This window comes from Bradyrhizobium sp. ORS 86, assembly GCF_045571475.1.
Lineage (GTDB): Bacteria > Pseudomonadota > Alphaproteobacteria > Rhizobiales > Xanthobacteraceae > Bradyrhizobium.
In genome coordinates, this window is sequence record NZ_CP120700.1 from 1 (window position 1) to 14,748 (window position 14,748).

Below are 14,748 nucleotides of genomic sequence, written 5' to 3' on the forward strand. Positions count from 1 at the left end.
TTGGATTTTGGGCAATCAAATTTCGATCATTCGGGGCTTCGTCCACTAACGCAAGGCCAGCACAGCATTTGGCTTGCCCAAGCGCTCGATCCAAGCGATCCCGCATTCAATATTGGTGAATGCGTTGAGATCCATGGAGCAGTCGACAGCACCGTGTTCGAGCGTGCGTTGCGGCAGGCGGTAAAGGAAGCAGCCGGCCTTCATCTCCGAATAAGTGAGACGCTGGATGGTCCAAGACAGTACCTCGTCCAAGATGACAATTGGGAGTTGCCGTTCGTTGACTTTGGTCAAAGGAACGAGCCGCGCTCAGCAGCCGAGGCCTGGATGCGCGCGGATATGAACCGTGCGTTCGACCTTACTCGCGAGTCCCTGTTTCGGTTCGCGCTGCTCCGCATCGCTTCCGATCGCTACTGTTGGTATGCAGTTAACCACCACTTGGTTAACGACGGTTACGGATGGGTGCTGCTGCTTCGCCGGGTAGCGGAGCTTTACGGCGAGTTGGCTGCCGGTATTTCAAGCGAACCGCGATCCTTTGGCTCGCTGAATGATCTGATTGAAGCAGAGGAAGCTTATCGACAATCTCAGCAATACGTCCGGGATCAGAGCTACTGGTCCGACATTCTCAAGGATCGTCCGGAACCGGTAAGCCTGTCCACGTACACCGTTCCGCCAAATCCGGGCGTGCTGCAGATCCAGGGCTTCGTTCCAAGCCATGCTGATCTCGAGGCACTTGGCCGCACACACGGCGCGAGCGCGGCCGCCGTGGTTATGGCTGCGGTAGCTCTCTATTTCTATCGCATGACTGGGGCGCGCGACCTCGTAATGGGCATGCAGGTTGCTGCCCGGCTTGGGCACCATTCGAAACGCGCGGTCGGCATGGCCGCCAACGTGATCCCTCTGCGGCTGTCGGTCCACCCAGACGAAGACTTCAATGCTCATCTTCACCGGACGGCACGTGCGATACGAGAAGCCTTTCGTCATCAGCTTTACCGCATCGAAGATTTACGGCGGGATTTCGGGTTATCGCCGCGTGGCGCCGACATCTTCTCTGTCTTCGCAAACTATATGCCGCTCGACGAGAGCATCACGTTTGCCGGATTTGCCATTCGTCGATTGCCGCTGGGCAATTGGCGTGTCGACGATATCCAGTTCGTCTACTATGGCAGCTCGCCCAATACAGGACATCGAATAGATGTTGTCGGTAACTCTGCCAGATATACCCTCGGGCAACTGGACGAACACTTACAAAGGCTGTGTGCGCTGATTGATCAGTGTACAGTCAGACCTGATACGATTGGTAGCCAGGCTGACCTCATTTCTGACGCGGAACGTGCGCGAATATTGATTGGGTTTAATGACCCTGGACAGGCTCTTCCGCTCAACAAGTTCGTCCATGAGCTGTTCGAAGAGCGCGTCAGCGCTACGCCGGAGGCGCCCGCTGTCTTGGGTGAGAATGCCTCCCTGACCTATTCGGAGCTCAATATTCAGGCCAACAGGTTGGCTCATTACCTAAGAGCCGAAGGCGCAGGTCCCGAGGTCCTCGTTGCCATTTGCTCGGATCAGCCTGTTCAAATGGTCGTAGCGCTGCTCGGTACTTTGAAGGCGGGAGCGGCCTGCGTCCCAATAGATCCCGCGCTGGGAAAGGACCAATTGGAGCGTGTGCTCCAAGATATAAGCCCGTCGATTGTTTTAGCTGGCGAACGAGCGCTCCTTCCGAAGTCGACGACTAGAGCTATCGTAATCGAGGAGATCAGTCACGCTCTAGCTCAACTGCCAGAGACGAATATTGACGTGGAGGCCGTTGGTCTGTCGCAGGGATGTCTCGCCTACGTTACCGTTGCGCCGGACCAAACAGGAATAACGAAAGCACTGATGGAAGAGCACATCGGCGTGCTCGGTCGATTGCTAGGGATGCAAAGGGAATATCCCTTAATGAGCAGCGACTGTGTTGTGCGGGACGGCTCGCTGGGATCTCCTCGCTCGATCTGGCAGCTTTTGTGGCCGCTGACGACCGGCGCAAAATTGGTCGTCACTGGGCAGCAAGGGGACATTGAACCGGAATATCTGAAACGCGTGATTGACGGGTTCGAAGTCACCACGACACTTCTATGCCCATCAGCGCTGCCCTCGCTTCTGAACTGCGGGGGCATTGAGGCGTGTGGCTCCTTGCGCCGCATTTTTTGCAGCGGTGAGCCGATATCATCCCCGTTGGCCGCGCGGTGCCTTCAGCTCCTCCCGGAAGCGCAACTTCACAGTTTGTACGCTCCAACGGAGTCGGATCTCGAAGTTGCCCACTGGCCGTACGACGCTACGGCCCTCCCCGGCAAGGTTCCAATCGGGCGCCCACTTGCAAACGCACATATTTACGTGCTCGACCGATCCATGCGGCCGGTACCGGTTGGTGGCGCTGGTGAGATTTATATCGGCGGCCCTGGCGTTCCACGCGGATATCTCGGTCAACCCGAGCTCACGGCGCAACGGTTTGTCGAATGTCCGTTCGACCTACCCAATCAGGGGAAGCGTCTCTACAAGACCGGTGACTACGGGCGGTGGGGACCAGACGGCGTGGCTGAATTTCTCGGTCGCAGTGATCTGCAGATAAGGCATCAGGGCGTTCTCATAGACTTGCACCGTATTGAGACATGCCTGAGCCAGATCGCGGGGGTGAAGGAAGCAGCAGTGATAGTCTGCGAGAATTCGTCTTCCGAGCCCGGGCTTCTGGCCTACTTCACCGAGCGACAGCCATCCTCCAGCGCGTCTGCTCTGCGCGCGCAGATTCAAGCTATTCAATCAGAGTTGGAACGAGCATTGCCCCCTCAATGGTGGCCGTCGTCATACGTCGCGATCGCCGCTTTGCCCCTGAGCGCAGGCGGTAAGCCGGATCGAGGGGCCCTTGCCGCGCGAGGCTGGCCGAAAGATAGCGCCGACATCGCGCCACAAGGACCCACGGAAGTGGCACTGCATGCGATTTGGCAGGAAGTGCTCCGGATCGAGCACTTTGGCAGACGTGATAGTTTCTTCGACCTCGGCGGACACTCCCTACTCGCGACCCAAGTCGCGTCGCGGGTGTCCCGCGTGTTTAATGTAGAACTGCCGCTGCATACGATCTTCGAAACTCAAACACTTGAGAACTTGGCTCGCCGGATCGAGCAAGCTCGGGACGAGAACAGGCAGATCCCCATTTCGCCCATTGTCGCCGCCGGCCGAGCTTCGGAACATTTTTCGAGCAATATTGGCGAAGGGCCTACGAGGATCACGCCGGCAACAACCCAGTCCATCGAGGAACATCCGACCGCTCTCTCGTATTCGCAGCAACGGATGTGGCTGATCCAGTCGCTCGATCCGCAAAACTCCGCATACAATCTGAGTGGTGCCGTACGTCTTATCGGTCCTCTGCACCGAGAGGCTCTTTCGGGAGCGCTCAATGAGGTGTGTCGACGGCACGAGAATCTGCGCAGTACATTTCGTGAAGTGGACGGCGAGGTGCAGCAGCAGGTCGAGCCGTGGCGCCCCCAAGAGTTGCTTGTGACTGACTTGCGCTCGCTCGGTGATGCAGCTCCTGCAGAAGCTATTGCGAGGGCTCAACGTGATGCCCGCACGCCGATTGACTTGACGTGCGGGCCGGTTCTGCGAGCGTCTCTGTTTCGGATCGCGGACGACGAGCACCTGCTCCACCTGACGCTTCATCACATCTCAGGTGACCAGTGGTCGGTTGGTATTGTCGCTCGCGAACTGGCGTCTGCGTACAACGACCTGCGTGCTGGACGCCCGGTCAATCTGGAGCCCGTTAGGCTCCGGTACCAGGACTACGCAAAATGGCAACGTGCGCACGAAAACCATAGCGACGACCAGCTATCTTACTGGAAGCGGCAACTGGACCAATTGCCGTCGATCGAGTTGCCGACGGATTTCTCTCGGCCCCAGGTGCGCGGGTTGAATGGTGCCAGCCACCGGGCATCGGTTGATGCGGCATTGCTCTCTAAGCTCGATCGTATGAGTAAGCGTGAGGGATGCACCCTCTTCATGACGATGCTGGCTGCATTCGCAGTTCAGCTCTACCGTTTGACTGGACAGGAAGATTTCGCAATCGGCGTGCCGATTGCTAATCGGACCCAGAGCGATTTGGAGAATCTGGTCGGTACCTTCGTAAACACTTTGGCGCTGCGTGTGGATCTATCCGAACGACCAAGCTTTCTCGCTTTTCTAAAGCGGGTTCGCGGCGCCGCGCTGGATGCCTATGCGCGTCAGGATGTTCCGTTTGACAGGTTGGTGCAGGAGATCGCGCAATCGCGCGACAACAGCCGAGCGCCGCTCGTGCAAGTCATGTTCAACATGCTAAACACTCCGTTCTACGGCGTGTCGTTCGACGGGCTGAAATGGGAGCCTGCGGTTATCGACCGAGGGGGTGCGCAGTTTGAATTGAGTCTGTCGGTGGATGCCCAGCTCTCGAACACGGTAACATTCGAGTACAATACGGATCTGTTCGAACGTCGAACAGTTGAGCGCTTCTCTGCTCAATACCTCCAGCTTCTCGAAAGCATTGCGAACGATCCTGATCAGGGCATCGGATCGATGCCGATGCTGCCGGCCAGCGAGCGCCGATTGCTGCTTGATTGTTGGAATGCCACCCTTGTCCCGGCGGACAGGCCGCGTTTCATTGCAATGTTTGAGGAGCAGGTAGCTAGACGACCGAACGCATCGGCGGTCACCTTTGACGGGAAGACGATCAGCTATGCTGATCTCGACGCAAGCGCGAGCCTTGTTGCGAAAAATCTGCATACACTGGGTGTTCGCCCCAATGCGGGTGTCGCCCTTTGCCTGAAGCGGTCAATCGACTTGATCGTGATGCTGCTCGGTGTTCAGAAAGCAGGTGGCTACTACGTTCCTCTGGACCCGTCCTTTCCTGCCAAGCGGCTGGCTTACATGTTGGCCGATAGCGGTGTAACCGCGCTGGTTACTGATCCCGAATCCAAGGAACGGCTGACGGTGCCTGATGGTCTGCGGGTGTACGATAGCGCTACGCTTATGCGCGATGGAGGCGAAATGATCGCCGCCCACCCGGTGACCGGCTCGTCCGATGGGAAGATCGCCTACATCATCTACACGTCGGGATCGACAGGTCAGCCAAAAGGTGTCGTGATTTCGCATGACTCCCTTTCGAATTTCCTTCTGTCGATGTCGCGGGTGCCGGGATTGACTCGTGATGATGTGATGATCGCCGTAACGACGGTTTCGTTCGATATTGCCGGGCTTGAGCTCTATCTGCCGTTGAGTGTCGGCGCCTCCATAGAATTGGTTTCGAGGGAATCGGCTTCGAATGCAGCCACCCTGTCCAGTCTGCTACAAAAAAGCCGGGCAACGGTTATGCAGGCGACCCCAGCCACTTGGCGAATGCTGATTGATGGGGGCTGGAAGGGAGATGGTAACCTGCGCGCATTGTGCGGTGGAGAAGCGCTCTCTCGCGACCTTGCTGATGCGTTGCTCGCCCGGGTCGGAGAACTCTGGAATTTGTACGGCCCAACTGAAACGACGATTTGGTCGACGGTGGCGCGTATCGAGCGCGGCGATGCACCAATTTCGATCGGGCGTCCTATCGACAACACGCGGGTTTACATTGTCGATCATGACGGCGAGCTAGCGCCAATTGGTGTTTCGGGTGAGATCTTGATCGCTGGCGCGGGGGTTGCGGTCGGTTATCAAGATCGGCCGGAAGCGACAGCCGAACGGTTTCTCCCCGATCGTTTCAACGTTCAGCGGAATGAGAGGGTCTATCGGACTGGTGATCTCGGAAAATGGAACGCTGACGGTCTGCTCCATCACCTTGGTCGAATCGATAGCCAGATTAAAGTTCGTGGCTTTCGGATTGAAACCGGCGAGATTGAGACCGTTCTTCGGCAGCAGGCTTCTGTGACAGAAGCGGTCGTCGTTGCTCGCGAACTGACCCCGGGGGATAGTCGTCTGGTCGCCTACGTTATTCATAAGGCCGAGGTTGCCACTGTAAGCGAGCTGCGAGCTCAGCTACGGGATCATTTGCCGGATTATATGATCCCCTCGCTCATCGTGCCCGTCGATGCGATCCCTCTTACGCCGAACGGGAAAGTAGATCGGAAGGCTCTGCCCGATCCGTTCACCAGTCAGATGCACGCTTCGACGGACTACGTTGAGCCGGCTGCAGGAACGGAGCAGTTGATTGCGAACGTCTGGCGGGATTTGCTCAGGGTGGAACGCATCAGCGCTGACGACAATTTCTTCGAGCTCGGTGGCCATTCGCTCTTGGCCGTCAGAATGGTGGGCATCGTCCGGCAGAAGATGGGGCGAACACTTGACCCGCGTACGCTCTATTTTAAGAACCTGCGACAAATCGCCGAATTTGTCGCCGAAGGAACAGCATAGCAATCTAGAACATGTTGCCTCTCTTCTTCGGATCAAAGCAGCGCCGTCTCTTTGGAGCCTACGAGCCCGCCGCGGTGCGAAGCGCGGATGTGCGCGCGGCATTGCTCTGCGGCTCATGGGGTGTCGAGTATACCAATGCTCATCGAACGATGCGTCTGCTGTCGAAACGGCTAGCTGCCGCCGGTTTTGACACGCTGCGCTTTGATTATTTCGGCGCGGGAGATTCCGGAGGAGAAACCACCGAGGCAGACCTCGACGGCTGGAAGGACGACATCCAAACGGCTTTGCGTGAACTAAAGGATATGAGTGGCGCCACTCATGTTGCAGCGATCGGTTTGCGGCTTGGCGCCACTCTCCTGGCCGAGACAGTCCCTCGGCTGTCCGCCGAGATTCAGAGCGCTGTGCTCTGGGATCCCATCCTGTCCGGAGCAGACTACTTGCAGGCGCTATTGTGTCCTATTGACAACCATTACGGAAAGACATCCGATTCCGCAGCATATGCCGAATCAAAAGCTGGTCTCGCTTCCGAACTCGGAGGACTCCTCGTTTCATCTGCATTCGTCCGGGGATTGGCGGATATCGATTTAAGCACCTATCAGGCGCCAGCTTCCATGAGGATGCTGGCCGTCTTCACGGAGACGGGGCTTCCGGATGGCGCTTTCAGCGGCTTCTTCGATTCCGGAGGTGAAGTCGCCAGGCTCCAGGCCCCGCCACCTTGGAAGGATGCTGCTGAACGGGACGAGGGCTTGCCGGTGGAAGTCTGCGAACGGATTCTCAAGTGGCTGGGATAGAGCACGATTTCGTCGAGCGGGTCGCTCATTTTGGACCGGACAAGGCGCTGATAGGAATTGTTGCTCAGCCTGCCCGCCCCTTCCCCGCTGATCGGCTATCAGTCGTTATCCTAAATACGGGAACCATCCACCGCGTTGGCCATCATCGGATGTATGTGGCGATGTCGCGCAGGCTTGCCCGGGCGGGCTTTACGGTTCTGAGATTTGACTTTTCAGGCCTTGGCGACAGTGCGACGCATAGGTCAAAGCAGCCACTGCTCCAGTCCAATTTTGCTGACATCGGGTCAGCGTTAAGTTGGCTGGAGAAGACGCAGGGAATCTCCCGGTTCATCCTGGTCGGTCTGTGTTCAGGAGCTGATCACGCAATCCTTTACGGCTTCTCGGATTCCCGCGTGATCGGTTCGGTGCTGATTGACCCCTACATTCCGCCAACTGCGCGCTACTTCGTCGATTATGCGTCCCGTCGCTTGCGTGATGTCCGAAGTTGGAGAAACTTCAGACTTCACAAAAGCAAGCTTATGCGACGGCTGGTCGAGCGCTTTTCGTATGGTTTGTATCGGGAAAATGCACCACAGCACCTCGCCTACCAGGGCTTGGACGCCCGGGCGTCGCTGGAGGAAGTTTACGACGCGGCGGTGAAGGCGAGCATAAAGCTTTTGGTCATCTGCACCGGCCGGCATCATGCCCCGCGCCAGACGTATCGTGAACAATTCATCAACGCCTTTTCCAACGTGAGTTTCGGTGGCTCGTTGCGGTTGGAGTTCTTTCAGGATGCGGATCACACCTTTAGTTCCGCCCAGTCCAGGAAGGACCTCGAGGATCTGGTGGTCAAATGGTGCGAGACCACCAAGTTCGAACGCACTCGATCGGAATCGACTTCCACGGTCGATGTCACGGATCGTTGGATAGCCTGAGCGGTTGGCGTGATTGGCCAACAGCCACCGAAGCGGTGCCGAGCGGCGGCCTAGGCTAGGTCACGGCCCACGCTCGGAAGCGATCTCGGCCGGTTATTTCGCGGACCCCGAGTTGTGCAACAAGGCTTAGTGCCGCCCGTTGGCTGACTCGCAACTCTTTTGAGATCATTGCTGCAGAAACCAAAGGATTGTCGATCAGGAGGTCGATCAAGGCCGGCAAATGTGACGTGGAACGACGTCCCCTTGCCTTGCGGGCCAGCAACCGCTTGGCCGTGAGCCAGGTCTCATGACGGCGCATCCCCTCCTCCGCCGCCGCGACGAGAGAGCTCAGGCCAGCCGCATAGCGGAGATCAGTTTGTCGACCGCGGCGGTGCTCTAGCGGGACGGTTCGTTCGCCGACACTCCAAAGGGTCATATGGGAGACGGTCTTCCTTCGAAGACTAAGAAGCGAGGCCGCCAGCAGCCGGCCTTCTCCCCGATCGAAGCCGAGCGGAGCAATCTCGGTCCACGCGTCCTGGGCGATCACCGCAGCAATCGTCGGCGGAAGCGCGGCGGTTTGCCGGACGATCTGGAGCCATTCCTCGATCCGCTCTGCCCGCCGTGCCTTCTCGACGCCGACTTGCTCGACCGGGTAGTCCATTCGCTCAAGCAGGCTTTCGCTGCGCAGCATAGCTCGGTCGATGGCGGTAAGGGCGACTTCGAGTTCGTCGCTCGGATCGAACTGGTCACTCTCTTCATTAGGGTTGGAGACGGTTACAGCCGACGTGTTGCGACCCAGAATGTCCATGACAGAGGTTGCCGAAGTTCTCCAGTCAACGACGGAGGTGGCAATGCGGCGGCGCAAACGAAGAACGGAATGCGCCCTGGTCAGTTCGGCGGTTGGAGCGCCGTTGTCCATCATGGCGTCATGTAGAACCAGATCGTCCAGATGAACAGCTTCGCCGTCCAACCACACGCTCGAGATCACTTCGAGAAAATCTGTTCTGCGCCGCCAGCCCTCGCGTATTTCGCTCTTCAACAGCCGCTCATCCAAACGAGCCAGCTTATCTTCGGCTTCCGCGACTCGAACCGCCATCTTTGACCAGGACAGATCGGGAATCTGATAGGTCGCCCAAGGCATTGAAAACACGTGCGTGTTTGAATTGGACGGAAGCTAATTTGGTTCTAGCTTCTGGTACTGGTCGCGGACTTCGCGGATCTGGTCTGGCCGCGCTTGGTAGGGCAATCCGACCATACTGTATCAAACGGCAATAGCAAGCCTGCCCGCGTGGTGGTGTCCTTGCGCCTTGCCGTCGGGGAGACGTCCCTGGCTGCAGGTCATTGTCGATCGGGATACGGCCATTCCAATTTTGGCTTGCGTGGCCGTGTGGAGGTGAGATGCAAAGCGGGCCGAATTTGCCTGGTTGAGCGGCCGGACGTCCCTACCCTCCGGATCAATGCCATCAGATCTGCTGCTCACGGCAGCGGCGTTGCTTGTTTTCTCCTGCCGGCGGCGTCAAACGCTGAGAGGCTGTCCGCTGTTAGGGCTTTGGTCCTTTCAGTTGACCGCGGTCAACCCCTCAGCGGCTTAATTGTATGTTAACCATAATGACGCCCAGCAGATCGTTACCCTCTTATCTTCGCCGGCGGGCTTGATCGCTAGCTGTGGTCCACCAAACCAGAGAGCAAAGTTGACCGCGGTCAACTTTGCTCTGCGGCGATGTCGGCCGGCCTAAAGGCCCGGCGAAAGCGATGATTTCACCGGCATCCCAGCTCCGGCAAGCTCCGCTCCGATTAGGCTGTGCGTCCGCCGTTCATGTTGTGGCGATGCTGCTTCGACCGAATCTCCAACAGGCCCATCGCGGGCCGAGCCGGGCACGGGCGCGTCTCATCCGAAGTCTTCCGCACTTCAGAGCGCAATCGCCGACCGCGCGCGTTCTATAGATGACGCATCACGAAGGACTGAAGTTGACCGCGGTCAACTTCAGCGTCGGAGCCTTCCGGCCGCGAGACAATATCAGCGGTAGCCTTGCCGCCGCCATCTGAGCCGCTCACGATCCCCTTTCCATCGTCCATTTGCAGCAGACTTTCGGGGCAAGAGACCTCGAGCAAATTCTTTGACGGAGCCGGCGGTCGTTGGACGAAGCTAGCGGAAGTCGCGTCGACGGAAGATCACCGCCTGAGCGCATCCAAAGTTGTCGAACAGAGATCTGTTTACTCAGGCGGATAGGTCGGCTCTGGTGTTGACCGCGGTCAACTTTGCAAGTCCTTCGTTCGGCTGGTGGCGCGCCGACGGTAGTGACCGCGACAAGCCAGGCAAGGCGCCTCCTCCGCATCGAACCGAGCCGCGCCGTGCTTGTGCCATCCGACGCCGGAAAACAACGAATCCCATCGAAACTGTCCCGCAAATCCCGTCCATGGCGCGCCTGGACCAAGCCGGGGAGCCCGCTGGACTGGTAGGTTGTCCGCGGCCTTCTTTCGTCCGGCAAGCATTCGCCCAGCAAGCATCCGAACGCAATGACGGGGCGGATCGATCTTGAGGTGGTCAATATGCGAGCACGATGCATTTTGCATCGTGCCTTCACAAACTGGAGTTAGTGAAGCAGCAAGGTCTCTGGACGGCATGTGGGTCGAAGGCTCAGGTATGGCTCATCCAACAGGGCCTTCTCGGAGGCAAGCTCGACCGTTGAGGCTCGAGCGATCAGGAGTGGGCAGGACGTTGATCGTTAAACTCACCTCGGATTCCTTAATCCGTCGTTAACCCTTTCTTTATTGCCGGCCGCTAGAGAATCTGTCGTACTAACGCCAAGTCACCGTTTTTCGAACGATCAGCGTAAAAACGAGAGCGAGCCGTGTCTTTAGCAGACGAAAGACGAAGAATAGATACGGTGGCCGACCATCCGCCGACGGCCATTCATGAGCTCATCGCGGCTGACGCCCGTGAGCTGTCAGCCAAGCTCGTTGCGCATCGGCTGAAGCTCTTTCCGCCGAAAGCCGCCAAAACTCTGCGTCGTTTTTCCTCGGGCGAAGCCGCCAAGCTGATCGGGGTTAACGATTCCTATCTCCGACAACTTACCCTGGAAGGGAAGGGTCCGCAGCCAGAAATCGCGGCTGGAGGCCGTCGGCTGTATTCGCTCCAGGATATCCAGGCCCTGCGTACATATCTCGACGAGACCGGCAAAGCGTCACGGAGGTACCTGCCGAACCGAAGGGAAGGGGACCACCTCCAGGTCATCGGAGTCGTCAACTTTAAGGGAGGGTCGGGCAAGACGACGAGCGCGGCCCACCTTGCCCAGCATCTTGCGCTGCAGGGGTTCAGGGTTCTGGCGGTTGACCTTGACCCTCAGGCGTCGCTGTCCGCACTCCACGGCTATCAGCCGGAATTTGACGTCGAAGAGAACGGCACGCTGTACGGTGCGATCCGATATGGCGACGGACGTCGTGATCTGGCCGAGATCATTCGTCCAACCTACTTCCCGTATCTCGATATCGTCCCGGCGAACATTGAGCTGATGGAATTTGAGCACGAGACGCCAAAGGCGCTGGCTCAACGCCAATCCGGTGATCCGCTGTTCTTTGCTCGCGTTGCTCGCGTGTTGGCGACGGTCGAACACCGTTACGACGTCGTCGTCATTGATTGCCCGCCTCAGCTTGGGTTCCTGACCCTTTCAGCTCTTTGTGCAGCCACAGCCGTTCTGATTCCTGTCCACCCGCAAATGCTCGACGTCATGTCGATGTCGCAGTTCCTGCTGATGACGGCCGACTTGCTCGAGGTGGTGGCGAAGGCTGGCGGGAATATGAACTACGACTGGATGCGATACCTCGTGACGCGATACGAGCCCGGCGACGGTCCGCAGGCGCAAATGGTGGGTTTCATGAGAGCCCTCTTTGGCGATCGCATGATTACAAACATGATGCTGAAGAGCACAGCGATCAGCGATGCCGGCATCACTAAGCAAACCCTCTACGAAGTCCCTCGCGAGCAGTTCACGCGTTCAACCTACGATCGCGCGATGGAGTCGCTGGATGGTGTGAACGGGGAAATCCAGAATCTCATGCTCTCCGCCTGGGGGAGGACGTAATGGGGCGCAAGAATCTCCTAAGTGGCTTGATGGACGACCTTGGACCCCCCGGTCAAAGCGTCCAATCCACCGAGCCAGAACGCACGTCGCCGACTTTCGGGATCAGAGGTGCCGTCGGAGCGATGAGCCGATCGCTAGAGAAGCTTTCGGCGGAGAACCATGCGGCCAAGGCGCTTGCCGAACGTTTCGCAAGTGGCGAGACCGTGGTTGAAATCGATCCCTCGCTGATCGACGCTTCGATCGTTCCGGACCGGATGCCGGATACGGAAGCCGATCATACGGCGCTTGTGCGCTCAATCGAGGAGAGCGGGCAACTTGTCCCCGTTTTGTTGCGGCCACACCCACACGATCCGTCGCGGTTTCAAACGGCCTACGGGCATCGCCGGGTGCGAGCTCTTAGTGAGCTGAAGCGACCCGTGCGGGCCATCGTCAGGAAGCTGACGGACGACGAGTTGGTCGTCGCACAAGGGAAGGAGAATGGCGAGCGACGTGATCTGTCGTTCATCGAACGGGCAAGTTATGCCGTCGCACTTGAGGACAGCGGCTTCAAGCGGGACACGATCGGACTGGCCCTGAGTGTCGACAAGACGGAGCTTTCCCGTCTTATCGGTGTTGCGCGCGCCATTCCGAGGTCGCTTGTCAATGCCATAGGTCCGGCACCCAAGGTGGGACGCCGAAGGTGGATGGAGTTGGAAATGCTTCTGCAGGGCAGGGATGCAGCAGCAGGGCTCGCCGAGCTTCTCATGAGCCATCCATTCCTAGCATCCGATTCCGATGCACGCTTCGCCTCGGTCTGCGCAGCACTCTCTCCCCGCAGAGAAAAAGGGCGGGCAACCATCTGGACCGCGGAGGATGGGAGGAGAGTGGCTTCAATAGACCGGCGCCCAGAACGGACAATGCTCGCACTGGATGAAAAGGCGGCGCCTGGCTTTGGCGAATATGTTGTCGAACGTCTGGCGGAACTCTATTCGGATTATCAGAGGACGCGTGGATGACATGAGCTCGATTAGGCCGTCTAAACGGCATTGCGGCTATGGGAGCATCCACAAGCGGATTCAGTAAGGCGTAAGCACCCCAACAAAGGAGCAAAAAGCAAAGAAAAAGGCCCCCGAAACGTTTCCGCCCCGGAAGCCTTCTCTAACGTGTAAGCAGCCTTAGAGAATCACGGTCGCGAATCCTAGTCAAGCCTATTTGCAGCGGTAACGATTCGCCGAGCGCTTTTTCTTTGCCTAAAGAAGGCAAGGAAAATGAACAACAGCTACCCGACGGCTCCCTTTGGGAGCCGAGCGCTGACGCTTGCCATGGTTGCAAGCCAGGCGAACGCCTCTCTATGTCCAGATGACAGGGTAATTCATAAATGGAAAATCTTTCGCGCAATTACCGATGCGAAAGATCGCCTTGTCATTTCCGACCGAGCATTGACTGTTCTGAATGCTCTGCTCACTTGCCTGCCGGAGACAGTTCTTACGCCGGGTAAAGATCTCGTCGTCTTTCCATCGAATGCCTCGCTCAGCGAGCGGACACACGGCATGGCAGGGACGACCTTGCGGCGTCACCTGAGTGCCTTGGTAAGTCGGGGCATGATCATTCGCCGGGACAGTCCGAACGGAAAGCGCTACGTTCGCAGAGCCGGCGACGGCTCTATTGAGCAGGCGTTTGGATTCGACCTCACACCGATAATCGCCCGCGCCGAAGAATTTGAACGACTGGCCGACGAGGTTCGGCAACAACGGCGCCTGGCTGCGTTGGCGAGGGAGCGCGTCACCATCTTGCGTCGTGACATCGCAAAGATGATTGCGATCGCCATTGAGGACGGAGCTCCCGGTGATTGGTCCGCACTGCAGAAACAGTTTGCCGGACTGAGCCAGCGGTTGCCTCGAATGGCCTCCATAACGCTATTGGAGCCATTGGCAGCGAGGTTGAATGAGCTCGCCGTCGAGACGGGCAAGCTGCTGAATTCTCATATCTCTGCACAGAAAACGGACGGCAATGCCAGCCATTCCGGCGTGCAATATCAGAATACAAATACAGACCCCCTTACTGAACTTGAACCAGCTTCGCAACGAAGCGGGGCGGCGGTAGCCGGGACCGATCAAACCATCGAGAAACCTGACAGAGCCCAATCCGTCGGCTTCCCTCTCGGACTCATTCTGAAGGCGTGCCCGGATATCGCAATGTACGCCCGCCACGGGATTTCGAGCTGGAATGACCTGTTGGCGACCGCTCGCGTGGTGCGATCAACACTAGGCATTAGCCCGAGTGCTTGGGATGAGGCCGTTCAGGAGATGGGGGAGGCGGACGCTGCGGTTACAATCGCCGCAATTCTGCAGCGCTCATCGGAAATCAAGAGTCCAGGGGGCTATCTGCGCGGCCTCACGGCGAGAGCGAAAGCCGGTACTTACTCGATCGGCCCTCAGATCATGGCGCTCTGGCGCAAGCAAAAGACAGGCGGAGAGGGAGGGCTATACGCATGATGCCGCTCGACCGCGCGCTGCGCAGGCGTCCGTAGTCCAAGCGGCTCTCTTTGCGCGAGTCATGTGAACGTTGAACGACGAGGCGCTCAAGCGTCATTTTTACAGAGCCACAGGA

7 protein-coding genes are annotated in these 14,748 nt (G+C 58.1%); 6 read left to right on the top strand and 1 reads right to left on the bottom strand.

Going from position 1 to position 14,748, the window contains the following annotated elements; translation table 11 throughout:
- From P6U25_RS35600 to P6U25_RS35610, 3 genes are read left to right on the top strand one after another with little or no spacing between them, the layout of a single operon-like run.
- Positions 1 to 6,393: an amino acid adenylation domain-containing protein gene (locus P6U25_RS35600; RefSeq protein WP_407152780.1), complete on the top strand. Its 6,393-nt coding sequence runs from the start codon at positions 1 to 3 to the stop codon at positions 6,391 to 6,393.
- Positions 6,394 to 6,404: 11 nt separating this feature from the next.
- Entirely contained in the window at positions 6,405 to 7,184 is a 780-nt protein-coding gene (locus P6U25_RS35605; RefSeq protein WP_407152781.1) for a serine aminopeptidase domain-containing protein, read from the top strand.
- A complete protein-coding gene (locus tag P6U25_RS35610; protein ID WP_407152782.1) occupies positions 7,172 to 8,098 on the top strand; it encodes an alpha/beta fold hydrolase in 927 nt (308 codons plus the stop codon). Before P6U25_RS35605 ends, P6U25_RS35610 begins: the two co-directional genes overlap by 13 nt.
- 55 nt (positions 8,099 to 8,153) lie before the next feature.
- Here P6U25_RS35610 and P6U25_RS35615 read toward each other — a convergent pair whose 3' ends face one another.
- A complete protein-coding gene (locus tag P6U25_RS35615; protein WP_407152783.1) occupies positions 8,154 to 9,218 on the bottom strand; it encodes an RHE_PE00001 family protein in 1,065 nt (354 codons plus the stop codon).
- 1,747 nt (positions 9,219 to 10,965) lie between these two features.
- Between P6U25_RS35615 and repA the strand changes: the two genes are divergently transcribed.
- From repA to repC, 3 genes are all read left to right on the top strand, one after another.
- The gene (gene repA / locus P6U25_RS35620) at positions 10,966 to 12,159 is read left to right on the top strand and encodes a plasmid partitioning protein RepA (protein ID WP_407152784.1); all 1,194 of its coding nucleotides are present in this window, start codon (positions 10,966 to 10,968) and stop codon (positions 12,157 to 12,159) included.
- Positions 12,159 to 13,154: a plasmid partitioning protein RepB gene (gene repB / locus P6U25_RS35625; protein ID WP_407152785.1), complete on the top strand. Its 996-nt coding sequence runs from the start codon at positions 12,159 to 12,161 to the stop codon at positions 13,152 to 13,154. Before repA ends, repB begins: the two co-directional genes overlap by 1 nt.
- Positions 13,155 to 13,406: 252 nt before the next feature.
- Positions 13,407 to 14,633, top strand: coding sequence for a plasmid replication protein RepC (gene repC, locus P6U25_RS35630; protein ID WP_407152786.1), 1,227 nt, complete (start codon positions 13,407 to 13,409; stop codon positions 14,631 to 14,633).
- Positions 14,634 to 14,748 lie beyond the last annotated feature (115 nt).

Bases quoted from the DNA above. Each gene is read 5' to 3' on its own strand.
- P6U25_RS35605 (WP_407152781.1), top strand. From the start codon at position 6,405: ATGTTGCCTCTCTTCTTCGGATCAAAGCAGCGCCGTCTCTTTGGAGCC.
- P6U25_RS35615 (WP_407152783.1), bottom strand. From the start codon at position 9,218: ATGCCTTGGGCGACCTATCAGATTCCCGATCTGTCCTGGTCAAAGATG.
- repB (WP_407152785.1), top strand. From the start codon at position 12,159: ATGGGGCGCAAGAATCTCCTAAGTGGCTTGATGGACGACCTTGGACCC.
- repC (WP_407152786.1), top strand. From the start codon at position 13,407: ATGAACAACAGCTACCCGACGGCTCCCTTTGGGAGCCGAGCGCTGACG.